Raw genomic sequence first — 25,875 nt, 5'->3', positions numbered from 1 at the left:
GGTTGCTTAACAATGTTGCAGGATGGTAGCAGAAAAAGCGGGGAAGTGAGACTGATGGCCAATTTTTTCCCTGAGCGAATTTGAACTGAGCAAAATCTGCACCAAAATACGCCACGCCGCCCCGTTTTGGGGCGTAAACAACGTGCAAACCCCATCATCGATCACAAATCCAGTATTATATTTTCCCACTGCATAATCTTTCTTGTTTTTATCTGGCGATCCAAGCGGCACCGTAAAACTATGCACTATATATTCACTTTATGTGAATAGCCATGGTGCGTAAGCTATTGATTTAACAATCCAACCTCTCTGCTATTCATTTATATCGCTGGCTGGCACGAAGCGTGCAATCTACATTTACAGCGCAAACACTCAATTAATTAACATCTAAATAACTTTTTATTTACCGGAAGAGGTCGCTATGTCGCAGTCAATTACCCGCCAGAATTTCGACGAATGGATGATGCCCGTTTATGCCCCAGCTTCTTTTATTCCGGTACGTGGTGAAGGGTCGACGTTGTGGGATCAGCAAGGCAAAGATTATATCGACTTTGCGGGTGGGATTGCGGTGAACGCTCTGGGTCACGCCAACCCGGAACTGCGCAAAGCGCTGGAAGAACAAGCTGCAAAATTCTGGCATACCGGCAATGGCTACACCAACGAGCCGATTCTGCGCCTGGCAAAACAGCTGATTGATGCCACTTTTGCCGACAAAGTGTTCTTCTGCAACTCAGGTGCGGAAGCTAACGAAGCGGCATTAAAACTGGCGCGTAAATTTGCGCACGATAATTTTGGCCCACAGAAAAGCGGCATCGTTGCTTTCAAAAATGCTTTCCATGGCCGCACGCTGTTTACCGTTTCGGCGGGTGGACAGCCTGCTTACTCACAAGATTTTGCGCCATTACCGCCGCAAATCAGCCACGCCATTTATAACGACCTGCAATCTGCCAGTGAACTGATTAACGAAAATACCTGCGCAGTGATTGTGGAGCCAATTCAGGGTGAAGGCGGTGTTGTGCCTGCGGATCCAACGTTCCTGCAAGGTTTGCGCGAACTGTGTGACCGCCACAACGCGGTGCTGATTTTTGATGAAGTGCAAACCGGCGTTGGCCGTACGGGTGAGCTGTATGCCTACATGCACTATGGCATCACGCCAGATGTGCTTTCTACGGCTAAAGCATTGGGCGGTGGCTTCCCGATTGGCGCGATGCTGACCACCGATAAATTCTCCAAAGTGATGGTAGTAGGCACTCACGGCACAACTTATGGCGGCAACCCGCTGGCAGGTGCTGTGGCAGGCCGGGTGATGGAAATCATTAATACACCTGAAGTACTCAACGGTGTTAAACAGCGTCACGCCTGGTTTGTTGAGCGTTTAAACAAGATAAACCAGAAACATCAGCTATTTAGTGAAGTGCGCGGTCTGGGGCTGTTAATTGGCTGCGTGCTGCAACCGGAATACAGCGGAAAGGCTAAACTTATCTTACAGGCCGCCGCCGCCGAAGGCTTGATGATGCTTATCGCCGGGGCGAACGTCATACGTTTTGCACCAGCGTTGATAGTCAGCGAAGCTGAAGTGCAAAAAGGGCTGGATCGTTTTGAGCGCGCCTGTGAACGCTTTATTGCGGGAGAGCAATCATGATGATTATCCGTCCGGTTGAGCGCGGTGATTTATCCGGGCTGCTGGAGATGGCGGGTAAAACAGGCGGCGGCTTGACTTCACTGCCTGCGGATGAAAAAACGCTGTCTGAACGTATCGAACGCTCAATGAATACCTGGCAGGGTGGCCTGCCAGAAGGCGACCAGGGCTATGTTTTCGTGCTGGAAGATACCGCCATCGAACGCGTGGTGGGGATTTGCGCCATCGAAGTGGCGGTTGGTTTAAACGACCCCTGGTACAACTACCACGTGGGTACCCATGTTCATGCTTCCAAAGAGCTGAATATTTACAACGCATTACCAACACTGTTTCTCAGCCACGATCACACCGGCAGCAGCGAGCTTTGCACGCTGTTCCTCGACGCTGACTGGCGTAAAGAGGGCAATGGCTACCTGCTATCCAAATCACGCTTTCTGTTTATGGCAGCGTTTCGCGATCGCTTTAACGAAAAAGTGGTGGCCGAGATGCGTGGCGTGATTGACGAGCATGGTCATTCACCGTTTTGGGAAAGCTTAGGCAACCGTTTCTTCTCTATGGAATTTAGCCGTGCCGATTACTTGTGTGGCACCGGGCAAAAAGCGTTTATCGCCGAATTAATGCCTAAACACCCGATTTACACCGATTTCCTCTCGCCTGAAGCGCAGGCGGTGATAGGCAAAGTCCACCCGCAAACTGCGCCTGCACGGGCAGTGCTGGAAGCCGAAGGTTTCCGTTATCGCAATTACGTGGATATTTTTGACGGTGGCCCCACACTTGAGTGCGATATCGACCGCGTAAGAGCGATTCGCAAAAGCCGTCTGGTTGAAATTGCTATTGGCCAACCTGCAACCGAAGAGCTGCCGATGTGTCTGGTAGCCAATGAAAAATATAACGATTTCCGCGCCATGCTGATTAAGGCAAATCCAAAAGGTGACCGGCTTGTGATTGATGCCGTTACCGCAGATGCCCTGAAATGTAGTGCTGGCGATAAAGTACGTCTGGTGCGTTTGTGCCCCGAGGAGAAAAAAGTATGACTCAGTGGATTAATGGACAATGGCTTTCCGGGCAAGGCGAATCATTACAAAAACATAACCCAGTAAACGGTGATTTGCTGTGGGAAGGGGTTGCGGCTAACGCATCGCAGGTAGAACAGGCGTGTATTGCTGCGCGTAGCGCATTCCCGGCATGGGCAAAACGCCCGTTTGCCGAGCGCCAGGCTATCGTCGAAAAGTTTGCAAGCCTGCTTGAAGCCAACAAAGAAGCCCTGACCGTGACTATTTCCCAGGAAACTGGCAAGCCGCGCTGGGAAGCGGCGACTGAAATTACCGCGATGGTGAATAAAATATCCATCTCGATTAAGGCTTACCACACGCGCACCGGCGAAACGTACACTCCGATGCCAGATGGTGCAGCGACATTGCGCCACCGTCCACACGGTGTTCTGGCGGTCTTTGGCCCGTACAACTTCCCCGGCCATTTGCCGAACGGCCATATCGTGCCGGGCCTGCTGGCAGGCAATACCATTGTATTCAAACCTAGCGAACTGACGCCGCTGATTGGTGAGCAAGTGATGAAGCTGTGGCAGCAGGCGGGTGTGCCGGATGGTGTGCTGAACCTGGTGCAGGGCGGGCGCGAAACCGGACAGGCACTGGCGCAGCAATCGACGCTGGATGGCCTGTTATTTACCGGCAGCGCCAATACCGGCTACCAACTTCATCGCCAGTTTGCCGGGCAGCCAGAAAAAATTCTCGCCCTCGAAATGGGTGGCAACAACCCGCTGATCGTTGAAGATCCACAAGATATCGACGGTGCAGTTCACCTGGTCATTCAGTCGGCGTTTGTTACCGCCGGGCAACGCTGCACTTGTGCGCGTCGTTTGCTGGTAAAACAGGGTGCGCAAGGTGATGCATTCTTAAACCGCCTGGTAGAAGTAGCGGGGCGTATTCGCCCGGACGCGTGGGATGCCACACCGCAGCCGTTTATCGGCGGGCTTATTTCCGTTCAGGCGGCAGAGCGTGTGCTAACTGGCTGGCAGGAACATATCGCGCGTGGCGGCAAACCGCTGCTCGAGCCGAAACTGGTAAAAGCAGGCACATCATTACTAACGCCTGGAATTGTTGAGTTAACCGGTGTAGCAAATGTGCCCGATGAAGAAGTGTTTGGGCCGCTGCTTACCGTATACCGTTATGCCGATTTCGATGATGCTATCGCGATGGCGAATGACACACGTTATGGGCTGGCAAGCGGCCTGATTTCTCCGCATCGCGAGCAGTTTGACCAGTTATTACTCGAAGCTCGCGCCGGGATTGTTAACTGGAATAAACCGTTAACAGGTGCGTCGAGTGCTGCACCGTTCGGCGGCGTGGGCGCATCTGGCAACCACCGCGCCAGTGCGTGGTATGCGGCCGATTACTGCGCGTGGCCGATGGCAACGCTGGAAAGTCCGTCATTCCCGCTGCCCGCCACCCTCAGCCCTGGGCTTGATTTCAGCCGTAAGGAATAATCATGAAAGCGCGTGAAGTTAATTTTGATGGACTGGTGGGCCTGACCCACCACTACGCTGGGCTTTCTTTCGGGAATGAAGCATCAACCAAACACCAGTTCAGAGTTTCCAATCCTAAACTTGCCGCGAAACAGGGCTTGCAGAAAATGAAAGCGCTGGCGGATGCCGGGTTTGCACAAGGAATTATCCCCCCGCAAGAGCGACCTAATATTCCGCTGTTGCGCCAGTTGGGCTTTAGCGGCAGCGATGAACAGATTGTTGAACGCGTAGCAAAACAAGCGCCACAATTGCTGTCGGCGGTGAGTTCGGCTTCCTCAATGTGGGTAGCAAATGCCGCGACAGTCAGCCCATCAGCAGATAGCCTCGATGGCAAAGTCCACTTCACCGTGGCGAACCTGAACAACAAGTTCCACCGTGCAAGTGAAGCGCCGACTACAGAAAACGTGTTACGGGCTATCTTTGGAAATGAACAGTATTTTTCTGTTCACGGTGCACTTCCACAGGTGGCGATGTTTGGTGACGAAGGGGCGGCAAACCATAACCGCCTCGGTGGTGCGTATGGCGAGCCATCGACACAGCTTTTTGTCTATGGCCGCGAAGAGGCAAAAGCAGGGCTGGTTCCTGCACGCTACCCGGCTCGCCAGACGCTCGAAGCAAGCCAGGCTGTTGTCCGGCTCAACCAGATTAACCCGGACTTAGTGGTTTACGCGCAACAAAACCCGACGGTTATCGATCAGGGTGTGTTCCATAACGACGTAATCGCGGTATCCAACCGCCAGGTATTGTTCTGCCATGAGCAGGCATTTCTTCATCAACATGCGTTATACGAGCAGTTGCGTGTTAAAGTGCCCGGATTCACGCCTATTGAAGTTCCCGCAAATAAAGTTTCAGTGGCCGATGCGGTCGCAACTTATCTGTTTAACAGCCAGTTATTAAGCCGTGACGATGGCAGCATGATGCTGATTTTGCCAGAAGAGTCCCGGCAGCATGCAGGGGTCTGGCATTATCTCAACGAAGTGCTGGCAGCCGATAACCCAATCAGCGAACTCAAAGTGTTTGACCTGCGCGAAAGCATGGCAAATGGCGGCGGCCCGGCATGTTTACGCCTGCGAGTTGTACTGAACGAAGCGGAACAAAAAGCGTTAAACCCAGCGGTGATGATGAACGAAACGTTGTTTGTCACGCTCAATAACTGGGTGGACCGTTGGTATCGTGACCAACTGACTCAGGCTGATTTAGCTGACCCACAGTTGTTGCGAGAAGGGCGCGAAGCACTCGATGAACTAACCCGTATACTAGACTTAGGTTCTGTTTATCCATTTCAACATTAAGAGCCTGCCTGGCAGGCTCTAACAGGAGGCACAATGTTGGATTTTTTGGCGCAAACCCTGGCGGGTAAAGTGCCAACTCCGAGCGCCGGAGAAAATGCCCATTTGCATTGGCAGTGGTGGGATGAAGGTATTTTGACACTGGCCCCACATCAGGCGACGCAAAAGACACTGGTGTTGTCGGCAGGAGTCCACGGAAACGAGACTGCGCCGGTAGAAATACTTGCGCAGTTGGTGGACAGCCTGGTGTCCGGTGAAATTGCGTTGCAATGGCGGTTGCTGGTTATTCTGGGCAATCCTGCGGCACTGCGCAGCAATCAGCGCTATCAGCACAGCGATATGAATCGTATGTTTAGCGGTGGTTGGCAGCAATTCCCTGAAAGCATTGAAACACAACGTGCCTGCCGACTGGAGCATGCGTTGGATCTGTTTTTGGCCGAATGTGAAGAGACTATCTGCTGGCATCTGGATATGCATACTGCCATTCGCAGCTCTTATCACCCGCGTTTCGGCGTCTTGCCTTCGCGTCCATTGCCATATGATGAGGAATTTCTCTCCTGGCTGGGCTGTGCGGGATTACAGGCGCTGGTGTTTCATCAGGAACCTGGTGGCACTTTTACCCATTTCAGCAGCGAACATTTCAATGCGCTCAGTTGCACGCTCGAGTTGGGCAAAGCACAGCCTTTTGGCGAAAACGATCTCAGCCAGTTTGAGGTGACAAAACAGGCATTGCAGGCACTGCTAAGCGGCGAGGCGCCAGAGCCCATTGAAGGTAAACCGTTACGCTATAAAGTGGCTCAGCAAATTACGCGACACAGTGATGCCTTTGTGTTGCATATGTCAGCGCAAACACAGAACTTCACCGCATTCCCGAAAGGCACATTGCTGGCCGAAGATGGCGACACGCAATATGTGGTGAAAGAAGATGTCGAGTTTGTTTTATTCCCTAATCCTAATGTTGCGCTGGGATTACGTGCAGGATTAATGCTGCGCGAAATTTAATATGTATTGGCCTCAGTAGTGGGGCCAATAAATAATCAACGGGCAAACAACAATATACAGATAAATCTTAGTTGGCGGCTTTATCCATTCTGCGTATTGCTATACACTCTCTTCATAATTCCTTTAAAATCATTGCTTTGTTATATCCTGTTTCAATTCCCCTTTGTTTATCCTTATTCTCTTCATAATTGCTGAAATTTTGTTTTTTACCCTTTCAATGCTTTACCGACGGGGACTATTACTTGACGCACAACCCCGTAAACTTAATTTCGTCAACGCGGCAAACCTTGTCGTAATAGAAATCAGAATAGGAATAAACAATATGCGTAAATTAACAGCTCTCTTTGTTGCTTCAACTCTGGCTCTCGGCGCGGCGAACCTGGCTCATGCAGCTGACACCACCGCGACCCCGGCGGCAAAAACCGACGCGCCGATGATGCACCATAAAGGTATGCGCGGCGGCCACCACGATATGATGTTTAAGGATTTAAACCTGACCGACGCGCAGAAACAACAAGTGCGCGACATCATGAAAGAGCAGCGCGGTAAAATGGAGCGTCCTTCATTAGAAGAGCGCCGTGCGGCACACAGCATTATTGCCAGCGACAGCTTCGATAAGGCTAAAGCGCAGGCTCAAGTAGATAAAATGGCTGAGCAGAATAAAGCTCGCATGATGGCTCATATGGAAACACAGAATAAGATCTACAACATTCTGACGCCGGAACAGAAAAAACAATTTAATGCCAATTTTGAGAAGCGTCTGACAGAACGTCCGCAACATGAAGGTAAAATGCCTGCTGATCAGGAATAACTGATCGACTGACTTAAGACCGCCGGTTTTGTCCACAAAGCGTTATTGCTGTGGACAGGACCGGCGGTTTTCTTTTTACCCGTCATACTTCAAGCTGCAGGTGTGTTGGCTGCATTCGCAAACTCCAGTCACTTACTTTTGTAAGCTCCAGGGGATTATGCGGCCCATCCATGGGCCTTACCCCTTTGGGGACGCTGCAAGCAGCGTTCAAATTTGTTCCAGACAAATTTGTTGCTCCCTTGCCGCCGCGATGTGACTCGAATTATTTAGGGTAAAATGTGGTTGTCTATGCAATCTGCTTTGCACTACTCAGCATCGAGCGAATAAGCTGCTCAAGCAACGGTTGCAACTGCCCAGCACGATTGGATCGCCAGGCAAACGGCGCCTGCTCATCCATATAATTACATTGTGCCAGTTCCAACTGCACCGCATGAACGCCTTGCGCTGGTTGACCATAGGCGCGGGTGATATAACCGCCTTTAAAGCGCCCGTTTGCCACCCAGCTAAATTGCTTTTGCGATGCCGCACAAGCCACCAGATGCTCTTCTATCAACTCATCACAGCTTTTACCGCCGTTAGTACCGAAATTAAGATCCGGAAGCTTACCTTCAAACAAACGCGGAATATGGCTGGCGATGGAATGCGCGTCGAACAACAGCGCGTATCCATGCTCCGCTTTCATTCTCTCCAGCTCACTTTGTAACTGCTGGTGGTAAGGCTGCCAAATTGTCTCAAGTGCGGCTTTGCGCTGATCTGGGGTCGGTTCTTTGCCCGGAATAAACACCGGAGTGCCATCAAATAGCGTTTCAGGATACAGACCGGTTGTGGCGGTGGTGTAGAGCGGTTTATCGTCCGCCGGGCGGTTGAGGTCGATAACCATGCGCGAATAATTACCGGTAATCACGCTTGCACCCAATGCGGCAACAAAATCATAAAGCTTCGGGATATGCCAGTCGGTATCAGGCAATGGTTTTGCTGCATCGCTTAGGGCCGACTCAACTTCTGGTGTGAGTGCGGTGCCTGCGTGTGGAATGCTGATAAGGATGGGCAGTTTCCCACGACTGAAATTAAAAGGTGCTGTCACGTTTCTCTCCCTGATAAATAACGGTGCAGGGCAATTGCCCCCCTAACCAATAGACCAGTTCTGCGGGACGTGCCACGGGCCAGTGCACAAAGTTAGCAACTTTTCCGCACTCAAGGCTGCCGTGGCTTTCACGGATACCTAATGCCTGTGCGGCATGCAGCGTGACACCTGCCAGCGCTTCTTCAGGCGTTAAACCAAACAGAGTACAGGCCATATTGAGCATTAAACGCAATGATAATGCAGGCGAGGTGCCTGGGTTGGCATCACTTGCGACCGCCATCGGCACACCATGTTTGCGGAACGCGGCAACCGGCGGTTGTTGCTTTTCACGTAACAGATAAAACGCGCCAGGCAGCAATACGGCAACGGTATTAGCTTCAGCCATTGCTTGCGCGTCAGCCTCGGTTGCGTATTCAAGATGGTCGGCAGATAACGCCTGAAAACGAGCGGCAAGAGTGCTGCCGGCCATTGCTGAAAGTTGTTCGGCGTGGAGTTTTACAGGCATTCCCAGAGTGCGGGCGGAGCTAAAAACCTTCTCGGTTTGTGCCGGGCTAAAAGCCAGATGCTCACAGAATGCGTCTACGGCATCAGCCAGTTTTTCTTGTGCTACACGCGGGAGTAATTGTTTGCAAACCACTTCGACCCATCTGTCGCTATCACCGCTAAATTCAGGAGGAACGGCGTGAGCCGCAAGGCAGGTGGCGTAAACTTCAACCGGTAGGGTTTCGCCCAGTCGGCGGATAACGCGCAGCATTTTGATTTCATTGTCGATATCCAGCCCGTATCCCGACTTAATTTCGACAGTCGTCACACCTTCTTGCAGAAGATGTTGCAGACGCTTGCGGGCAGAATGCAGCAACTCATCTTCATCGGCTTCGCGCGTACTGCGAACGGTGGAAATAATGCCGCCACCACGTGCGGCAATTTCTGCGTAACTCATGCCAGTTAACCGCATTTCAAATTCCGCACTGCGATCGCCACCAAACACCAAATGAGTGTGGCAATCAATAAAGCCCGGAGTAATTATCCCGCCATCAAAGTGGTGATGTGCTTGCGCTGTAATGTCGGGCAGATCAGCACGAGCGCCCAGCCAAACGATTTTCCCCTGATGCACTGCGATAACGCCATCTTCAATCAACTGGTATTGCCCATCCACCATGGTGACAAGCGTTGCGCCGCTCCACAGGCTGTCGATGCTGCGAGGGTAAGTCATGACATTCTCCACATCAGGTTGTATAGACAATTGACTACAAGCTAGCGCAGCATGTACTTTTCGGCAACTTCAGTCATGCGAATTATGACGGGGTTAAACAAGTTTAAAATTTGGTTTGCGTTAGTCTGATTTAATCGCTAAATCATTGGCATCGCAAAAGAAGGAATCAAATCCATGCCTGCATTTTTTGCTCCAGTTGTGATGCTCCCACAAGGTTGGGGGCACAATGTGCGTATTAGCGTCAACGAACAAGGAACGATTACTCACGTCGAAGTTGGTGCTTCAGGGGAAAATGCCACACTGCTACCGGGCACAGTGATTCCTTCTATCTCAAACTTGCACTCTCATGCGTTTCAGCGGGTGATGGCGGGGTTGACAGAAGTAGCTGGCAATCCGCAAGACAGTTTCTGGACGTGGCGCGACATGATGTATCGCATGGTACAGAAACTATCTCCCGAACAAGTCGGTGCCATTGCCACTCATTTGTACATTGATATGCTCAAGGGTGGTTACACTCAGGTCGCTGAATTTCACTATTTACATCATGACGTTAACGGAAAACCGTATGTGTCAGGTGATTTGATGCTACAGCAACTGCTGCTTGCTGCCGATAACAGTGGGATAGGGCAAACGCTGTTGCCAGTGTTGTACAGCCACGCGGGTTTTGGCGCACAACCACCTGCCGCGGGGCAAAAAAGATTTATCCAGGATGTCGATCGTTATCTGCGCCAACAACAAGCGTTGGGCAATGCATTACGTCGTTATCCATTGATTAATCAAGGTTTGTGTTTTCACTCATTACGAGCGGTGACACAGGAGCAGATGGAAGATGTTCTGGAAGCGAGTGATTACCGCTTGCCGGTTCATATCCATATTGCTGAGCAGGAAAAAGAAGTCGACGACTGTCTTGCCTGGAGCAATGAGCGCCCGGTGGAATGGCTATATAACCGCTTTGCGGTGGACGACCGCTGGTGCCTGGTTCATGCCACGCACCTGTCGCCTGAAGAGTTAACCCAAATTGTTGAAAGCCGCACAGTGGCAGGTTTATGCCCAACAACTGAAGCAAATCTCGGCGATGGCATTTTCCCAGCAACCAATTTCATCGCCCAGGGCGGCCATTGGGGAGTGGGTTCTGACAGTCATGTATCGGTTAGTGCGCTTGAAGAATTACGCTGGCTTGAGTACGCGCAGCGCCTACGTGATAAAAGGCGCAACCGCATTGTGTTGCCAGAATTGCCTCAGGTCGGCGAGGTTTTGTGGCGGCAGGCTGCGGTTGGCGGGGCACAAGCCTGCGGTGTGACGATGGGGATGATTGCTCCTGGGCAGCGTGCGGACTGGCTGGTACTCGAGCGTGACTCATGGCTTGTGCATGTTGAAGATTACGCGATTCTTAACCGCTGGTTGTTTGGTGGACGCAGCGAACAAATACGAGACGTGTGGGTTGCTGGAAAACAGGTGATAACCGACAGGCAGCACCCACTCGATGAACAAAGTAATGCACAGTTTGCGCTGGTGATGCGCACTCTTCAGGAGTGGTGATGGAATTCTTTGATATACGGAAAGTGCCCGTCAGCTTGTGGCGTAACGGGGCCGGAGAAACCCGCGAAATTTGCTGTTTTCCGCCCGCTACGCGCGATTTCAACTGGCGCGCCAGTATCGCGTCAATCGCCAGTAGCGGCGAGTTTTCAGCTTTCCCTCAGGTAGACCGTGTCATCACCTTGCTTGAAGGGGGGGAAGTGGTTCTGGATGCCGGAAAGGCGTTTCGTCATACCCTAAAGCACTTTCAGCCTTTTGCTTTTGCCGGTGATTACACGGTTAAAGCCGAGCTAAAGCAGGGTATGTCGATGGATTTCAACATCATGACGCATCGTGACCGTTGCCGGGCCAAAGTGCGTGTTGCTGACCGCACGTTTACGACCTTCGCTCCGCGTGGCGGCATTGTTTATGTGCTCAGCGGTGAGTGGCAACTGGGTGACAAACTACTGACGCCAGATCAAGGTGCGTGGTGGCAAGAGGGCCGCCACACCTTGCGCTTACTGAAGACGGAAGGAAAGCTACTGTTTAGCGAAATTACCTATCTCTGATCATTGCCCGGTAAAACTGCCGACCAATTGATAACGCGAGCCCGGATACAGTAGTCGGGCTACCGTCACCACCTGCGAATGGTGCCAGGTGCGGCGTTGAATCAATAAACAAGGCTGGTTGGCCGTCACTTCAAGCAATCCTTGCTGCGTTTCATCTGCCAGCACCGCTTCCACAATATGTTCACCCGAAGTTAGCGGTGCGACTTTGCTCAGATAATGGTGTGGCGTTACCAGGCGGAAATCTTGTTGTAGATAGTCTGGGGCAAGCGCCGGGTTCACATAGCGCGTTTCCAGCTGTACTGCCATATCGTTGTCGTAGTGAACCAGTTGCGAATAGAACAGCGGCTCGCCAACGTTGACTGAAAAGGCATGTGCCAGCTTTCCATCTGCCTTAACTTGTTCAAGCGCTACCACCTGATTGCGGTAGTGATGACCTCGCGCGGTAATCTCTTCGGCAATGCTGCCAACTTCAAGCATTGCAGTATGGCCTTTTTGCTCTGCCACAAAGGTTCCCACACCTTGCATTCGTACCAGCCAGCCTTCGCCAGTGAGTTCTCGCAACGCCCGGTTGATAGTCATTCGGCTGACATTCAGCGCATTCACCAGTTCGGTTTCCGAAGGCACTCGCTGATGAGTAAGCCAGTTCCCACTGCGGATCTGGCTGATGATTCCTTGTTTTACCCGCAGGTAAATGGGCGCAGGTAAATCACTGATGGCGGCACGCAATTGATCCAGAGGTTGGATTTCAGACATCAACGGTTCCTTAAAAATTGCATTTTGCGGCGAAAGCGCGATCTCGCTCACTGTTCAATAAAAATTTCCTATGACCCGCTGGCGGTCATTTGGGTTTATTAGTTAGGTTGTCTATACAACTCTATACGTTCACATGAATTGATGCCATCAGGATGTCGCTATGTCGCTGCAAAAAAAGATTTGCTGTCTTACACCGGGGCACGTAACGCTCGCCACACTGCGTGAAATCTACCATGGAGTCGTGACTTTGAGCCTTGATTCCAGGGCCATTGATGCGGTCGTTAAGTCCCAACAAACCGTTGAGGCTATCGTCAATCATGGCGATGTGGTTTACGGCATTAATACGGGATTTGGCAAGCTGGCGCAAACCACCATTGCCAAAGAACATCTGGCTGAATTGCAACGCAACCTGGTGCTTTCGCATAGCGTGGGTCTTGGGCAACCATTGCCAGATGATGTGGTACGTCTGGTGATGGCGAGCAAAATTATTAGCCTCGCGCGTGGCCACTCTGGCGTGCGTATGGATGTTATCGACAGTTTATTGCGCCTGTTTAACGCAGGTGTGATGCCGGTTATACCGGAAAAAGGTTCGGTTGGCGCGTCGGGAGATTTAGCCCCGCTGGCGCATCTTTCGCTGATGTTGTTAGGTGAAGGTAATGTGCGTATCAATGGCGAGGAGCTTCCAGCTATCGCCGGGTTGAAAATTGCCGGGGTCGAGCCGCTGGTGCTTGGGCCAAAAGAGGGGCTGGCGTTACTTAACGGTACGCAAGTTTCTACTGCACTGGCGCTGCGCGGCCTGTTTGAAGGCGAAAAAGTGTTTGGTGCTGGCCTTGTCGCCGGGGCGTTATCACTGGAGGCAATTAAAGGTTCAGTGAAACCTTTCGATGCAAGAATTCATGAAGCGCGTGGGCAGACCGGGCAAATCGACGTTGCAGCGGCTGTCAGAGCTTTGCTTGCCGATAGTGAAATTGTTGACTCTCATCAGCATTGCGGGCGAGTGCAAGATCCGTATTCAATCCGTTGTGTACCGCAAGTAATGGGAGCATGCCTCGATAACCTGCGCCATGCAGCACGCGTACTGCAAATTGAAGCTAACGCCGCATCGGACAACCCACTGGTATTCAGCGAAACCGGAGAGGTGATTTCCGGCGGAAATTTCCATGCTGAACCTGTGGCATTCGCCGCCGATATTATTGCTTTGGCAGTTGCTGAAATTGGCGCGATTTCTGAACGTCGCCTGGCATTACTGCTGGATACCGGTCTTTCTGGCTTACCGCCATTCCTGGTGAAAGAGGGCGGAATTAACTCAGGCTTTATGATTGCGCAGGTGACAGCCGCAGCGCTGGCATCTGAAAACAAGTCATTGGCTCATCCGGGAAGTGTGGACAGCCTGCCAACTTCAGCAAACCAGGAAGACCACGTTTCAATGGCGACTTATGCCGCGCGCCGCCTTGGCGAAATGTGTTTCAACACCGCCGCCGTAGTGGGGATTGAAGCGATGGCTGCAGCCCAGGGGATCGAGTTTTCCCGCCCATTACGCAGTTCGCCAATCATGGAGCAGGTCTTCAGTGGTGTGCGTGAACGCGTTGCTTTCCTTGATAAAGACCGCTTACTGGCACCGGATATCGAAAGCATGCGCCAGTGGGGCTGTAGTGGTGAATTACCTACTGTTATTACACAACTTTTCCCTTCTACGTCGGCCTGATGCCGGGAGCCACTACAATGACTGAATCTGTAAAACAGGCGGTAGCCCGCACGGTACGCGCACCGCATGGTACGACATTGCACTGCGAAAACTGGCTGATTGAAGCGGCTTACCGCATGATCCAAAACAACCTCGATCCCGATGTCGCTGAACGCCCGGAAGATCTCGTAGTGTACGGCGGGATCGGTAAAGCCGCTCGTAACTGGGATTGCTTTGAACAGATCCTTGCCTCGCTGCGTACGCTCAAGGCCGATGAAACATTACTGGTGCAATCGGGCAAACCAGTCGGTATTTTCCGCACTCACGCAGATGCTCCGCGCGTGCTAATTGCCAATTCCAACCTCGTACCGCATTGGGCAAATTGGGATCATTTCCATGAGCTCGATAAAGCCGGGTTGATGATGTATGGGCAAATGACCGCAGGTTCGTGGATTTACATCGGCGCTCAAGGCATCGTGCAGGGCACTTTTGAAACCTTTGCCGAAGCTGGTCGTCAGCATTACGGTGGGGATTTGCGCGGCAAATGGATCCTGACTGCAGGTTTGGGCGGTATGGGTGGCGCACAGCCGCTGGCTGGCGTTCTGGCAGGCGCTTCGGTGTTAGCCATCGAGTGCCAGGAGTCGCGCATAGATTTCCGTCTGCGTACTCGTTATCTCGATTATAAAGCGACAAATCTTGATGAAGCACTGGCGATGATCGAGCAGGCGAATGCAGAGAAAAAAGCCATCTCTGTGGGCCTGTTGGGGAACGCCGCCGAGTTGCTGCCGGAGCTGGTGAAACGCGCCAAAGCGGGTGGAATCAAGCCTGATATTGTCACCGACCAAACCTCCGCGCACGATCCGGTGAACGGTTACTTGCCGTTGGGCTGGAGCGTGGATCGCTGGCAGAACGAACGCACCTCACAGCCGAAAGCGGTAGAAAAAGCAGCGCGTGAGTCAATGGCGGTGCACGTTCAGGCGATGCTCGATTTCTGGGAAATGGGCGTGCCGACGGTAGATTACGGCAACAATATTCGCCAGGTGGCGTTCGATGAAGGCGTGGAAAATGCCTTTGATTTCCCAGGCTTTGTTCCGGCCTATATTCGCCCGTTGTTCTGCGAAGGCAAAGGGCCATTCCGCTGGGTGGCGCTGTCTGGCGACCCGGAAGATATCGCCAAAACCGACGCCAAACTCAAAGAACTCTTCCCGGATAACCACAACCTGCATCGCTGGTTGGATATGGCGCAAGAACGAATTGCATTCCAGGGATTACCGGCGCGTATTTGCTGGCTGGGACTCGGCGAGCGTCATCTTGCCGGGCTGGCATTTAACGAAATGGTGCGCAACGGCGAGCTGAAAGCACCAATCGTAATTGGTCGTGACCATCTGGACTGCGGTTCGGTAGCATCGCCAAATCGTGAAACAGAATCCATGAAGGATGGCTCTGATGCGGTATCCGACTGGCCATTGCTGAATGCACTGCTAAATACTGCAGGTGGCGCGACCTGGGTAAGTTTGCATCATGGCGGTGGAGTAGGAATGGGCTTCTCGCAACACGCAGGCGTGGTGATTGTTGCCGACGGTACGCCAGAAGCGGCGGTGCGCTTGGGTCGCGTATTGTGGAATGACCCGGCAACGGGCGTGATGCGCCACGCCGATGCCGGTTATGAGAGTGCGATTGAATGCGCGCATCGCCATGATTTAAAACTTCCGATGACTAAAACTCATAACGCAAAATAATTCGAGTTGCAGGTAGGCGGCAAGGGAGCAAATCCCCAGGAGCTTACATAAGTAAGTGACTGGGGTTTGTGAGTGCAGCCAACACCGCTGCGGCTCGAAGTATGAAGCGTTAGCTATAGCGGCGAGTTGCGAGCCAACATAAAAGCGATCCGCCGACTACCATCATCACACCCTGCCAGAACGCCCAACCCGGATGTAAACCCAACCACAGGCTTGCGATTAACGCCGAAAGCACCGGCGTAAAGTACGATGCGGTTGCCAATAGCGTCATGTTCCCGCGCTGAATGCCGTGATTCCAGGCCGTGTAAGCGACAGCGGTCGAAACTCCCATAAACAGGAGTTGCAGTGTCGAAGGCAGCGTAAAGTGAATCGGTGCTTCGCTAACGAAAGCAAATTTAACCCACAACACTACCGCAGTGGCGCAGAAGAACAGGGATACGCCGTTTTTCCCATCACTCCAGCGGCGCGTAATGTTGCAATACAGCGCCCAGATTAACGCAGCGGCAAAAGCCAGGCCGTATGCCAGCGGGTTATCCAGAATGTTGTGCCACATCTGAATCGGTGACCAGTCACCATCGCCTTTCATCACCTGAATGATGCCCGCCAGTGACAGCGCAAGCCCCGGCCAGAGCCATAGACTACTACGCTGCTGGTTGATAAACAGGGCAAGCAAGATGGTCAGGCTCGGCCATAAATAGTTGATCATCCCCAGCTCAAGCGACTGGCTGCGGCTGTGCGCCAGCCCAATCGCTAAGGCGAGGAAAATTTCGTAAGTGACGAATAGCGCACCGCCAATCCACAGATAGCGCGGAGGGATTTCACGGATTTTCGGTAATCCCCGCGCAATGCACAGGCAAAATGCGCTGACGGTGTAAATCAGCGCAGCGCCACCCACCGGGCCAAAATGCTCGCTGATACTGCGTAGTAAACCGACCGAGGTGCTCCAGAGGAGGATCGCCAGCAGGCCAAAAGCCGTGGCGCGTTTTGCAGAGGTGTCCATGTGTTTCCAGAAAGGGATTGTCGGATGACGCTGCGCTTATCCGACCTGGAAAACCCGCAGCAGGTCGGATGGCGTGATGCTATTTATTTCCAGAAATCATCAAACACGGTAATTGGCGTGCGGCGTTTGTGTTCGGTTTTCAGATACCAGCCTTCGATGATTTTGCTGGTGGCATCGTCCAGAGTTTTGCCTTCCAGGTAGTCATCAATTTGCTCGTAGGTTACGCCCAGAGCAGCTTCATCAGGCAGAGAAGGGCGGTCATCTTCAAGATCAGCGGTTGGCGCTTTCTGGTATAAATGTTCCGGGCAGCCCAGTGTTTTAAGTAGTGCTTTTCCCTGGCGCTTGTTAAGGCGGAAGATTGGGTTGATATCGGTGCCGCCATCGCCGTATTTGGTGAAGAATCCAGTCACCGCTTCAGCACCATGGTCAGTACCCACAACAACGCCTTTGGTCATGCCAGCGATACTGTATTGTGCTTTCATGCGCTCACGGGCTTTTTCATTGCCACGAATAAAATCGCTCAACTCAATACCTGCTTCACGCAGTGCTTGTTCGCTCGCCAGTACAGCACCTTTGATATTCACGGTTAGCACGCGGTCTGGCTCAATAAAGGTAATGGCATCCTGACAGTCTTGTTCATCGGCCTGCACGCCAAACGGCAAGCGTACGGCGATAAACTGGTAAGTTTCGTCACCGGTTTCATCACGCAGTTCATTAATGGCGAGCTGACAGAGTTTACCGGTAAGGGTTGAATCCTGGCCGCCGCTAATACCCAGCACCAGCGACTTAATAAATGAATATCTTTTCAGGTACGACTTCAGGAAATCAACGCTGACACGAATTTCGTGTTCTGGGTCGATCTGTGGTTTCACCCCTAGTGCCTGAATAATCTCTTGTTGCAGAGCCATTTAACCCTCCGGTGCAATTTACCTGCGTATGCAGGTAGCAAAAGTCAGATTTGTTAAAACTACCCGTTTGTGGTTAAAACGACAAGACTCATGGGAGAGTGGTTGTGCCGTTTGGTGTGATTTAGAGCTATCTGGTACGTTTTGGAGCTAACCTGGTGTTTTGTTTAATAATCCTAAAATTTGCTCATTTGGTCTGCTTAGTTGAAAAATGCGCTTTTATATTCCAGGCTTATCTAACACGCATGAGCAATACCCTGAAAAACGAGGATAAAATATGAACAAGACTTTTGCAGGAATTTTAAGTGCAGCAGCGGTTATGACAATGCTTGCCGGTTGTACAGCCTACGATCGTACTAAAGATCAGGTAGCAACACCGGTTGTAAAAGATGTGAAAAAAGGCATGAGCCGTGAGCAAGTTCAACAGGTTGCAGGCAAACCTTCTTCAGAAGTGACCATGATTCACGCACGTGGTACTTGCCAGACTTACATTCTTGGTCAGCGTGATGGCAAAACAGAAACTTATTTCGTAGCGCTTGATGAAACCGGGCATGTGATGAACTCGGGTTATCAGACTTGTGCTGAGTACGATACTGACCCGCAGGTCAAAAAATAATTACACGTTAGAAATGGAAAAGCCGTCACTGATGTGACGGCTTTTTTGTGGGTTAAGCCGGGATATGGCTGATTTTATTGCTGCGCGACCAAATACGATGCGCGGCTAACAGTTTAAGGAAATCATCGGTAAATGCAGTCGTGACAGTGTCACCTTCTACCACGCCTTCCTCGCCCTGGTTATTATCGATTCCTAGCTGAGTTTTAAACTGGCGGGCATCCCCTGCAAGACCAATGACCTTTAAGTGTTTATAAGCTTCCAGTAAATAATAAGCTGCGTCACCGTTGTTGAGAATTGAAGTGAGATCGCCCCCGGGAACAATCACCGCATCTACCGTGACCGATGGCGAACCGGTAAACGTGGCGGCAATCGGGAGCAGGGATCCGTCATCAGCGCTTGTTTCACCCATGCGGGAAAACAGTAATTTGGTATGCACGCCCTGTGCTTTCAGCGCCTTCATCGTAACCAGGACATCCGCAGCATTGGCTTTTTCACTCAGCAAAATAGCCACCACGCGACCTTTCACTGAACCACTTGGCACGGCATACAAACTCAGGCTTGGATCTTTCTTCAGGCCGTTCACATCTTTTGGCGGCGCAACATGCATCTGCTCATCAGACAGTTCAATTCCGAGATTTTCTGCGACCGGATGAGCAAGGGAAATATCAATATGTGTCAAATGATCCAGTACACGTTCGCGGATATACGGCCTCGCGACTTTAGATAATTCGAAACTAAAGGCACTGATGATGTGTTGCTGTTCCACAGGAGTCTGGCTTTGCCAGAACAACCGCGGTTGCGAATAATATTCACCAAACGACGGGCTGCGCTCGCGGACTTTATGGCCCTCAATACGCTCCTGATAGCTTTCAAAACCGCCGCGTTTTGGCCCCGGAGGTGTTTCACGCGGCCAGTTGTCGTTGATGGAATTGGGTTCGTAGTTGGCAGGATTGCTGTCGATATCCATGCGATGCATGCCGTCGCGCTGGAAGTTGTGATATGGGCAGGTCGGACGGTTTATCGGAATTTCATGGAAGTTTGGCCCACCGAGACGACTGATTTGTGTATCGGTGTAAGAGAACAAGCGGCCTTGTAGCAGCGGGTCGTTACTAAAATCTAAGCCTGGAACGATATGGCCCGGATGGAATGCCACTTGTTCATTTTCGGCAAAGAAGTTATCCGGGTTGCGGTTGAGCGTCATTTTGCCCACCAGATGAACCGGCACCAGCTCTTCGGGGATCAGTTTGGTTGGGTCGAGCAGGTCAAAGTCATATTTAAATTCATCTTCTTCCGGAATTAATTGTAGGCCCAGTTCATATTCCGGGAAGTCACCCGCTTCAATCGATTCCCAAAGGTCGCGGCGGTGGAAATCAGGATCACGTCCGGTCAGTTTTTGCGACTCATCCCAAAGCAGAGAAGCTTTGCCCGCGGTCGGTTTCCAGTGGAAGCGTACGAAAGTGGCTTTCCCTTCTGCGTTAATCATGCGGAAAGTATGAATCCCGAAACCTTCCATGGTGCGGTAGCTGCGCGGCAGACCGCGGTCAGACATCGCCCAAATAACGTTGTGTAGCGTTTCAGGTTGCAGCGAGACATAGTCCCAGAAGGTGTCGTGCGCGCTGCCACCTTGCGGGATAGCCCAGTGTGGCTCAGGTTTCACTGCATGGACGAAATCAGGAAATTTATGCGCATCCTGAATGAAAAATACTGGGGTGTTGTTGCCAACTAAATCGAAAATACCTTCTTCGGTGTAGAACTTAGTGGCAAAGCCGCGGATATCGCGCACTGTATCGGCGGAACCTGCGCCACCTTGTACCGTTGAAAAACGCACAAATACCGGAGTGATTTTGTCGGGGTCGGAAAGAAAATCTGCTTTGGTCACTTCCGCCATATTTTTGTATGGCTGGAAATAACCGTGTGCCGCTGAGCCGCGCGCGTGAACGATGCGCTCAGCAATACGTTCATGGTCAAAATGGGTGATTTTTTCCCGCAGGATAAAATCTTCCAGAAGCGTAGGCCCACGCGTACCAGCACGCAGCGAGTTCTGGTCATCGGCAATGCGCACGCCCTGATTGGTGGTCAGAGGGAAGTTTTCACCGTTCTTGCGATGATTATCGAGCAATTTTAATTTTTCGTTGGAGGTGTCCGGGCTTTTATAACTCCCTGCCGCAGTGGGTTGCGCTCCCGGAGGGCTCGGTTCAGTTGAAGGGCGATGAGAGCCATCATCGGGTGCCAGCGAATCCATACCTGGCTTCGATTCATTGGCGTCATGTATAGGTGCACTGTGATTCAGAGGGTGCTTATCGTTCGTCGACATTGAACTCATCTCCTGTTTTAGTTCTGCTCTCATTGGGCTTCGTATGGCCCAAAACAGCTTTAACTATAGGACAAGGTCATCTCGACGCGAGACTTATGGGACAGTTCTCCGCTATCATAGCGAAGTTGTTCATCAATTTAGTTTTGATTCCATTGCCTATGAAACCTTTACGCCAACCGAATACTCGTCCCGTTCTTACGTACCAAGCGCGTGTTGAACCCTCACCACCGTCTCATGCTTTTCGAGTGGATGGGTTTAAGGATGTGTGGCTGCTACGCAACCGCTACGTGGCTTTTGTGCTGGTAGGAAATGCGTTCCGCCAGTCACCGCCCTTTACCTTACCGGAATCGGCACAACGCTGGGCAATACAGGTCAGACATGAAAATGAGATTTACTGAGAGAAGAACGAGCTCAGAGCTGTTTTAAGAGACTTGAATTTAAAGGCCTGCCGAGTGCAGGCCCTGCAACGCAGATTGACTTACCCGCCGTTACTGAGCCGCTCAAACTCTTCGCAACCGGTATCAAAGCCTTCCATACAGCTCAGATTTAACCACTGCAATGCACGCTGTTTATTGACAGCGATAAAACCCTTTTCGCCGTTTAAAAATAACATTCCAGCCCAGTACTCGGCATACCCGGTGCGGGAGAGCGTGGAGCTGCGTTTAAACCAGAAAGTGGCTTTTTCATCATCTTGCGCTGTCCCTACACCATTGGCGTAGAGTAACCCCAGAAACATTTGCGCATCGACTGCGGAGTCACTTTCTATATCCTGCGAGGCGCTTTCCAGCAGTTCAATGGCCCTGGTGTAATCGGGTTTACCCGCTTGGGTATTAACGAAAATGCGTGCCAGAGTCACTTTTCCAGACTGGCTGCCTCGTTGTACGGCCTGTTGTGCTAACGATTTAGCCTGTTGGTAATCAGCGGTGGCAGGGTCATGAATTTTGAGTTGAGCCAATAACGCCATGGCATCGGCATCACCCTGAGCGGCTGATTTGGCAGCCCAGCTTTCTGCCTGCTGATATTCGCCTGCGCTAACCAGGGTATCGGCAAGATAGAATTGCGCACGGCTGTCACCTTCCTGCGCATGTTTCAGGTAAGGGCTATCGACATTTTCTGCCCAGGCGCCAGAGACAAAGAAGAAAAGTAGAATGCAGAGTCGTTTCATTGAGGGAAGAGGTCCGTAGAAGGCGAAAGTGTTTTGGCACCCTGAGAGGGGCTCTAAGTTATAAATAAAAAAACGGTTCCCTGTTACAGGAACCGTTTATTGTCGCAGATTATAAGGTGGTTTTGCTACTGATTAGCGATGCGCCAATTCCGCTTCTTCATCACTATTGAGTAATTCTTTATCCGTCTGCTTCATCAACTGGCTGGTGATAGTACCGGCAGTCATTGAACCGCTAACGTTCAGAGCAGTACGACCCATATCAATAAGTGGTTCAACAGAAATCAACAATGCTACCAGTGTGACCGGCAAGCCCATGGCTGGCAGAACTATCAGGGCTGCGAAGGTTGCACCGCCACCAACGCCCGCAACACCTGCGGAGCTTACGGTGACGATACCAACCAGAGTTGCAATCCAGACCGGGTCCAGCGGGTTAATACCGACTGTTGGAGCGACCATCACCGCCAGCATGGCAGGATAGAGACCAGCACAACCGTTCTGGCCGATAGTGGCACCAAAGGACGCCGCAAAGCTTGCGATGGACTCAGGAACACCCAGACGGCGAGTTTGCGCTTCAACGTTCAATGGAATGCTGGCGGCGCTAGAACGACTGGTGAAGGCAAATGTTAGTACCGGCCAAACCTTGCGGAAGTATTTGAGCGGGCTTACGCCGTTTACGGCCAGCAATACTGCGTGCACGCCGAACATAATTGCCAGACCGAGATAAGATGCAACCACGAAACTACCGAGCTTGATGATGTCTTGCAGGTTTGAACCGGCAACAACTTTAGTCATCAGTGCAAGTACGCCGTATGGCGTCAATTGCATGACCAGGCGCACCAGCTTCATTACCCAGCTTTGCAGTGTATCAATCGCAACCAGAACACGCTCACCTTTCGGTGCATCGTCTTTCAGCAATTTCAGAGCTGCGACACCCAGGAATGCGGCGAAAATCACCACGCTGATGATGGAGGTTGGATTCGCCCCAGTCAGGTCAGCAAACGGGTTTTTCGGCACGAATGACAGAATCAGTTGCGGCACGTTCAGGTCAGCCACTTTGCCCACGTACGTGGTTTCAATGGTGCTCAGACGGGCGGTTTCAGCTGTACCTTGTACCAAACCTTCAGCGGTCAGGCCGAACAGGTTGGTCACCAACACGCCGACAAGTGCCGAGATCAAAGTGGTAAACAGCAAGGTCCCGATAGTCAGGAAGCTGATTTTCCCCAATGAAGAGGCATTATGCAAACGAGCTACTGCGCTCAGAATTGAGGCGAACACTAATGGCATGACGATCATTTGCAATAGTTGTACATAACCGTTACCAACGATGTTAAACCACTGGATAGATTGTTTAAGTACCGGGCTGTCTTCGCCATAAATGGTGTGCAGCGCAAGGCCAAATACTACGCCCATTGCTAAACCAAGCAGTACTTTCTTTGCCAGACTCCACTGTTTGTGGCGAGTTTGCGCCAGCAACAGCAGCAGAATAACGAACACGATAACGTTCGCTATAAGTGGAAAATTCATCCCCGTATCTCCTGAGTGTTTTTTAAATAGATGGACTGATTGCCATCTTTATTCTGTAAATCGTACCAGAAGCTTAGAACGACACTTATATTCAAAAGGAATTGATTATTACATTTTGAATGGTTTCGTCTAATTATTGTGCTGAATGGTGATTTAAAATGCTGTTGAAGGTCATTTGCATTGAAATTATCACCTGTGATGACCAACGTACCGCACTGTTATCGGGCAAGCTTTGCGGCATCCACACAGCCAGACCAAACAGCGCCATACACAAAACGCGTTCAAGTTGGTTGCCTTTTTGCGGTCTGACAATCGGAAAGCGAAAGCGCAAACGGCATGGCCACAGCAGCGGAACTCCAGCAGGCGTAAGCATATCTGCCAGAATATGGCTCAAATAACCCAACACCATGCCTTGTAGCGCATCGGCGGGAATAACCCAAGTTTCAGGGACTTTAAGATAGAACAGTGCAAGGCTTGCAAACACCGCAAATAAACTGTGAGTAAAGCCCCTATGACCGCAGGCACGGGCGATAGGTTTAGAAATCCACGGCAGACGCTGGCCCAGAAACGACTTTGGATGGTCGATATCTGGTAATAAGCAGGTCAAAATGGCTGACGGCACAATATGCCACCAGTCTCCTTGAGCAAGCACGGGCGTGAGTTCGGCGTTTTTTGCGAAAACTGCGCAGGCAATGGAAAAAAGAAGATGGCCTTCCGCCGTCATGATACTACCTGGATGAAAACTGTCGATTCATACAGTATAGGGATTTTATACAGTAGACGGAAGAGGTGACGGCGTAACATTTTGCTACCGCCGGTTACCCGGCGATGGCGGATTTACCGGGCTAGCCAGCCACCGTCGACTGCAATGGTATATCCGTTGACGTAATCGGACGCGCTTGAAGCGAGAAAAACTATAGGGCCTTGTAGATCTGCGGGAACGCCCCAGCGACCTGCCGGAATACGGTCGAGTATTTCCTGGCTGCGCACTTCGTCATCACGCAGTTGTTGAGTATTGTTAGTAGCCATATATCCGGGGGCAATGGCATTCACATTAATATTGTGTTGTGCCCATTCGTTTGCCAGCAGTCGCGTGACACCGAGCACCGCGCTTTTTGATGCCGTATAAGAGGGAACCCGTATACCGCCCTGGAAAGACAACATTGAGGCGATATTAATGATTTTCCCGCCACCACCTTGCATGATGAATTGTTTTGCTACCGCCTGAGAGAGAAAGAACACGGATTTAATGTTCAGGTTCATCACGTCGTCCCAGTTTTTCTCGCTAAACTCAAGGGCGTCTTCGCGGCGAATGGTGCCCGCGTTATTGACCAGAATGTCTATTTTTCCCATTCCCGCCACAGCTTGTTCGATGATGCCCGGAATGACCTCGTGCTGACTTAAATCTGCCTGGATGGCGAGAAAACGTCGACCCAGCGCTTCCACTTTTTGCGCGGTTTCGTGTGGAATTTTGCGGTTCACACTAACGATGTTACAACCAGCCTCAGCAAGGCCGATCGCCATTCCCTGACCCAATCCAGTGTCACAACCTGTGACGATAGCGACTTTACCCTGCAGATTAAAAGCATCGAGAATCATAGTTACCCCGGTATCCGGAAAAGCGCATATGCGCGTGTAAATAAAGAATAGATACGGGATGGGGGAAATTCAAATTAATATGAAATAGCGTTTCAATAATTTTGACGGAGGTATGATTTTGAGAAAGATGCGGGGAGCCCCGCACCTTATAAAAGATTAGCCAAGCAGGTGTTCGGCGCGTAATTCAACCAGTGACGGCAGTTTTACGTCGGCAAGGCACCAGCGCACATCATCATGGTTTTCTTCGGCGGGAACCACGATTGAACGCATCCGTGCAGCTTTGGTGGCAATCATCCCATTTACGGAATCTTCAAGTGTCACACAGGTAAGGGGATCGACACCTAATTTTGCTGCGGCATCCAGATAAACCTGAGGGTGCGGTTTGCTGTAAGACAGGTGTTCAGCTGAGGCGATGGCATCAAACTGGTCACGCAGATCAAACATTTCCAGAACGCGTTCAAGCATATGCAGAGGTGATGCAGAAGCTAAACCTACTTTCAGCCCCTGTGCTTTGCACAATGCAACGGCTTCACGCACACCAGGCAAGAGAGGGCGTTTTTCTTCAACCAAGGAGATGGCCCGGGTAATGACGCGGCTGGTCACTTCTTCACGCGTTGGACCATTCCACGGTTGCTGGGAGAACCACAGGTCGACGACCAGATCGATACGCAAGCCGAGCGTATCGGGTAGTTCGCAACGGCGGGAGATATCCACGCCAATGCTTGCCATAACCTCTAGCTCTGCTTCATCCCATAACGGTTCTGAATCAATCAACAAACCGTCCATATCAAAAATTGCAGCTACAATTTGGCGAGTAACAGCCATTTATCGACTCCTGTCATTTATGTATTAAAGATAAGATCTCTAATCAATAGCTGGAATTACCCGAGGATGCCACTGCTTTGTGAAATT

24 protein-coding genes are annotated in these 25,875 nt (G+C 51.3%); 12 read left to right on the top strand and 12 right to left on the bottom strand.

Annotated features, from left to right (window positions below):
• Positions 1-6 precede the first annotated feature (6 nt).
• Positions 7-246 (bottom strand): hypothetical protein, encoded by a 240-nt coding sequence (locus GC128_RS18120; RefSeq protein WP_151995460.1) that lies wholly within the window; start codon positions 244-246, stop codon positions 7-9.
• A gap of 175 nt (positions 247-421) precedes the next feature.
• On the opposite strand from GC128_RS18120, the gene astC reads away from it, so the two are divergent.
• From astC to spy, 6 genes are all read left to right on the top strand, one after another.
• Entirely contained in the window at positions 422-1,642 is a 1,221-nt protein-coding gene (astC, locus tag GC128_RS18115; protein ID WP_151995459.1) for a succinylornithine/acetylornithine transaminase, read from the top strand.
• The gene (gene astA / locus GC128_RS18110; RefSeq protein WP_151995458.1) at positions 1,639-2,673 is read left to right on the top strand and encodes an arginine N-succinyltransferase; all 1,035 of its coding nucleotides are present in this window, start codon (positions 1,639-1,641) and stop codon (positions 2,671-2,673) included. Before astC ends, astA begins: the two co-directional genes overlap by 4 nt.
• On the top strand, positions 2,670-4,142 hold the full coding sequence (astD, locus tag GC128_RS18105; protein WP_151995457.1) for a succinylglutamate-semialdehyde dehydrogenase: 1,473 nt from the start codon (positions 2,670-2,672) through the stop codon (positions 4,140-4,142). The genes astA and astD overlap by 4 nt, the downstream gene beginning before the upstream one ends.
• 2 nt (positions 4,143-4,144) lie before the next feature.
• A complete protein-coding gene (gene astB / locus GC128_RS18100; protein WP_151995456.1) occupies positions 4,145-5,473 on the top strand; it encodes an N-succinylarginine dihydrolase in 1,329 nt (442 codons plus the stop codon).
• A gap of 33 nt (positions 5,474-5,506) precedes the next feature.
• Complete coding sequence (astE, locus tag GC128_RS18095) at positions 5,507-6,472, top strand: succinylglutamate desuccinylase (protein ID WP_151995455.1); 966 nt, start codon at positions 5,507-5,509, stop codon at positions 6,470-6,472.
• Between the two features lie 322 nt (positions 6,473-6,794).
• Complete coding sequence (gene spy / locus GC128_RS18090) at positions 6,795-7,283, top strand: ATP-independent periplasmic protein-refolding chaperone Spy (RefSeq protein WP_151995454.1); 489 nt, start codon at positions 6,795-6,797, stop codon at positions 7,281-7,283.
• Positions 7,284-7,569: 286 nt separating this feature from the next.
• Here the strand turns inward: spy and hutG are convergent, their stop codons facing one another.
• Positions 7,570-8,367 carry an N-formylglutamate deformylase gene (hutG, locus tag GC128_RS18085; protein WP_151995453.1) on the bottom strand — a complete coding sequence of 266 codons (798 nt, stop codon included), beginning with the start codon at positions 8,365-8,367 and terminating at the stop codon, positions 7,570-7,572.
• Positions 8,351-9,580: an imidazolonepropionase gene (hutI, locus tag GC128_RS18080; protein WP_151995452.1), complete on the bottom strand. Its 1,230-nt coding sequence runs from the start codon at positions 9,578-9,580 to the stop codon at positions 8,351-8,353. The genes hutG and hutI overlap by 17 nt, the downstream gene beginning before the upstream one ends.
• A 174-nt stretch (positions 9,581-9,754) precedes the next feature.
• On the opposite strand from hutI, the gene GC128_RS18075 reads away from it, so the two are divergent.
• Together GC128_RS18075 and ves are read left to right on the top strand one after the other, a co-directional pair.
• Entirely contained in the window at positions 9,755-11,119 is a 1,365-nt protein-coding gene (locus tag GC128_RS18075; RefSeq protein WP_151995451.1) for a formimidoylglutamate deiminase, read from the top strand.
• Positions 11,119-11,664: an environmental stress-induced protein Ves gene (gene ves, locus GC128_RS18070; RefSeq protein ID WP_151995450.1), complete on the top strand. Its 546-nt coding sequence runs from the start codon at positions 11,119-11,121 to the stop codon at positions 11,662-11,664. Before GC128_RS18075 ends, ves begins: the two co-directional genes overlap by 1 nt.
• Here ves and hutC read toward each other — a convergent pair whose 3' ends face one another.
• Entirely contained in the window at positions 11,665-12,417 is a 753-nt protein-coding gene (gene hutC, locus GC128_RS18065) for a histidine utilization repressor (protein WP_151995449.1), read from the bottom strand.
• Between the two features lie 160 nt (positions 12,418-12,577).
• Here hutC and hutH point away from each other — a divergent pair, with 160 nt between their 5' ends.
• Complete coding sequence (hutH, locus tag GC128_RS18060) at positions 12,578-14,122, top strand: histidine ammonia-lyase (protein WP_151995448.1); 1,545 nt, start codon at positions 12,578-12,580, stop codon at positions 14,120-14,122.
• A 17-nt stretch (positions 14,123-14,139) separates the two neighbouring features.
• A complete protein-coding gene (gene hutU / locus GC128_RS18055; RefSeq protein ID WP_151995447.1) occupies positions 14,140-15,840 on the top strand; it encodes a urocanate hydratase in 1,701 nt (566 codons plus the stop codon).
• Between the two features lie 109 nt (positions 15,841-15,949).
• Here the strand turns inward: hutU and yddG are convergent, their stop codons facing one another.
• Positions 15,950-16,840 carry an aromatic amino acid DMT transporter YddG gene (yddG, locus tag GC128_RS18050; RefSeq protein WP_151995446.1) on the bottom strand — a complete coding sequence of 297 codons (891 nt, stop codon included), beginning with the start codon at positions 16,838-16,840 and terminating at the stop codon, positions 15,950-15,952.
• An 83-nt stretch (positions 16,841-16,923) separates the two neighbouring features.
• Entirely contained in the window at positions 16,924-17,748 is an 825-nt protein-coding gene (gene nadE / locus GC128_RS18045; protein WP_151995445.1) for an ammonia-dependent NAD(+) synthetase, read from the bottom strand.
• Positions 17,749-18,022: 274 nt separating this feature from the next.
• On the opposite strand from nadE, the gene osmE reads away from it, so the two are divergent.
• Entirely contained in the window at positions 18,023-18,361 is a 339-nt protein-coding gene (gene osmE / locus GC128_RS18040; RefSeq protein ID WP_064518222.1) for an osmotically-inducible lipoprotein OsmE, read from the top strand.
• 52 nt (positions 18,362-18,413) lie between these two features.
• Here the strand turns inward: osmE and katE are convergent, their stop codons facing one another.
• Entirely contained in the window at positions 18,414-20,675 is a 2,262-nt protein-coding gene (gene katE / locus GC128_RS18035) for a catalase HPII (protein ID WP_151995444.1), read from the bottom strand.
• A gap of 95 nt (positions 20,676-20,770) precedes the next feature.
• Here katE and cedA point away from each other — a divergent pair, with 95 nt between their 5' ends.
• Positions 20,771-21,073: a cell division activator CedA gene (cedA, locus tag GC128_RS18030; RefSeq protein WP_370644956.1), complete on the top strand. Its 303-nt coding sequence runs from the start codon at positions 20,771-20,773 to the stop codon at positions 21,071-21,073.
• An 80-nt stretch (positions 21,074-21,153) separates the two neighbouring features.
• Here the strand turns inward: cedA and GC128_RS18025 are convergent, their stop codons facing one another.
• The 5 genes from GC128_RS18025 to hxpB all read right to left on the bottom strand — a co-directional run bounded on the left by GC128_RS18025 (position 21,154) and on the right by hxpB (position 25,788).
• Complete coding sequence (locus tag GC128_RS18025) at positions 21,154-21,840, bottom strand: tetratricopeptide repeat protein (RefSeq protein ID WP_151995442.1); 687 nt, start codon at positions 21,838-21,840, stop codon at positions 21,154-21,156.
• A gap of 132 nt (positions 21,841-21,972) precedes the next feature.
• Positions 21,973-23,364 carry an L-cystine transporter gene (locus tag GC128_RS18020; RefSeq protein ID WP_151995441.1) on the bottom strand — a complete coding sequence of 464 codons (1,392 nt, stop codon included), beginning with the start codon at positions 23,362-23,364 and terminating at the stop codon, positions 21,973-21,975.
• A 133-nt stretch (positions 23,365-23,497) separates the two neighbouring features.
• On the bottom strand, positions 23,498-24,088 hold the full coding sequence (locus GC128_RS18015) for a metal-dependent hydrolase (RefSeq protein ID WP_151995440.1): 591 nt from the start codon (positions 24,086-24,088) through the stop codon (positions 23,498-23,500).
• 113 nt (positions 24,089-24,201) lie between these two features.
• The gene (gene kduD / locus GC128_RS18010; RefSeq protein WP_151995439.1) at positions 24,202-24,963 is read right to left on the bottom strand and encodes a 2-dehydro-3-deoxy-D-gluconate 5-dehydrogenase KduD; all 762 of its coding nucleotides are present in this window, start codon (positions 24,961-24,963) and stop codon (positions 24,202-24,204) included.
• A 156-nt stretch (positions 24,964-25,119) separates the two neighbouring features.
• Positions 25,120-25,788 carry a hexitol phosphatase HxpB gene (hxpB, locus tag GC128_RS18005; RefSeq protein ID WP_151995438.1) on the bottom strand — a complete coding sequence of 223 codons (669 nt, stop codon included), beginning with the start codon at positions 25,786-25,788 and terminating at the stop codon, positions 25,120-25,122.
• Between the last annotated feature and the right edge of the window lie 87 nt (positions 25,789-25,875).

It is taken from the genome of Buttiauxella massiliensis (genome assembly GCF_902500225.1).
Taxonomy (GTDB): domain Bacteria; phylum Pseudomonadota; class Gammaproteobacteria; order Enterobacterales; family Enterobacteriaceae; genus Buttiauxella; species Buttiauxella massiliensis.
Note: the sequence above shows the minus strand (reverse complement) of the source record. Positions and strands in the feature narration are given on the sequence as shown.

Bases quoted from the DNA above. Each gene is read 5' to 3' on its own strand.
- astC (WP_151995459.1), top strand. From the start codon at position 422: ATGTCGCAGTCAATTACCCGCCAGAATTTCGACGAATGGATGATGCCC.
- astA (WP_151995458.1), top strand. From the start codon at position 1,639: ATGATGATTATCCGTCCGGTTGAGCGCGGTGATTTATCCGGGCTGCTG.
- astD (WP_151995457.1), top strand. From the start codon at position 2,670: ATGACTCAGTGGATTAATGGACAATGGCTTTCCGGGCAAGGCGAATCA.
- astB (WP_151995456.1), top strand. From the start codon at position 4,145: ATGAAAGCGCGTGAAGTTAATTTTGATGGACTGGTGGGCCTGACCCAC.
- astE (WP_151995455.1), top strand. From the start codon at position 5,507: ATGTTGGATTTTTTGGCGCAAACCCTGGCGGGTAAAGTGCCAACTCCG.
- spy (WP_151995454.1), top strand. From the start codon at position 6,795: ATGCGTAAATTAACAGCTCTCTTTGTTGCTTCAACTCTGGCTCTCGGC.
- hutI (WP_151995452.1), bottom strand. From the start codon at position 9,580: ATGACTTACCCTCGCAGCATCGACAGCCTGTGGAGCGGCGCAACGCTT.
- GC128_RS18075 (WP_151995451.1), top strand. From the start codon at position 9,755: ATGCCTGCATTTTTTGCTCCAGTTGTGATGCTCCCACAAGGTTGGGGG.
- ves (WP_151995450.1), top strand. From the start codon at position 11,119: ATGGAATTCTTTGATATACGGAAAGTGCCCGTCAGCTTGTGGCGTAAC.
- hutC (WP_151995449.1), bottom strand. From the start codon at position 12,417: ATGTCTGAAATCCAACCTCTGGATCAATTGCGTGCCGCCATCAGTGAT.
- hutH (WP_151995448.1), top strand. From the start codon at position 12,578: ATGTCGCTGCAAAAAAAGATTTGCTGTCTTACACCGGGGCACGTAACG.
- hutU (WP_151995447.1), top strand. From the start codon at position 14,140: ATGACTGAATCTGTAAAACAGGCGGTAGCCCGCACGGTACGCGCACCG.
- yddG (WP_151995446.1), bottom strand. From the start codon at position 16,840: ATGGACACCTCTGCAAAACGCGCCACGGCTTTTGGCCTGCTGGCGATC.
- nadE (WP_151995445.1), bottom strand. From the start codon at position 17,748: ATGGCTCTGCAACAAGAGATTATTCAGGCACTAGGGGTGAAACCACAG.
- osmE (WP_064518222.1), top strand. From the start codon at position 18,023: ATGAACAAGACTTTTGCAGGAATTTTAAGTGCAGCAGCGGTTATGACA.
- katE (WP_151995444.1), bottom strand. From the start codon at position 20,675: ATGTCGACGAACGATAAGCACCCTCTGAATCACAGTGCACCTATACAT.
- cedA (WP_370644956.1), top strand. From the start codon at position 20,771: ATGGGACAGTTCTCCGCTATCATAGCGAAGTTGTTCATCAATTTAGTT.
- GC128_RS18025 (WP_151995442.1), bottom strand. From the start codon at position 21,840: ATGAAACGACTCTGCATTCTACTTTTCTTCTTTGTCTCTGGCGCCTGG.
- GC128_RS18020 (WP_151995441.1), bottom strand. From the start codon at position 23,364: ATGAATTTTCCACTTATAGCGAACGTTATCGTGTTCGTTATTCTGCTG.
- GC128_RS18015 (WP_151995440.1), bottom strand. From the start codon at position 24,088: ATGACGGCGGAAGGCCATCTTCTTTTTTCCATTGCCTGCGCAGTTTTC.
- kduD (WP_151995439.1), bottom strand. From the start codon at position 24,963: ATGATTCTCGATGCTTTTAATCTGCAGGGTAAAGTCGCTATCGTCACA.
- hxpB (WP_151995438.1), bottom strand. From the start codon at position 25,788: ATGGCTGTTACTCGCCAAATTGTAGCTGCAATTTTTGATATGGACGGT.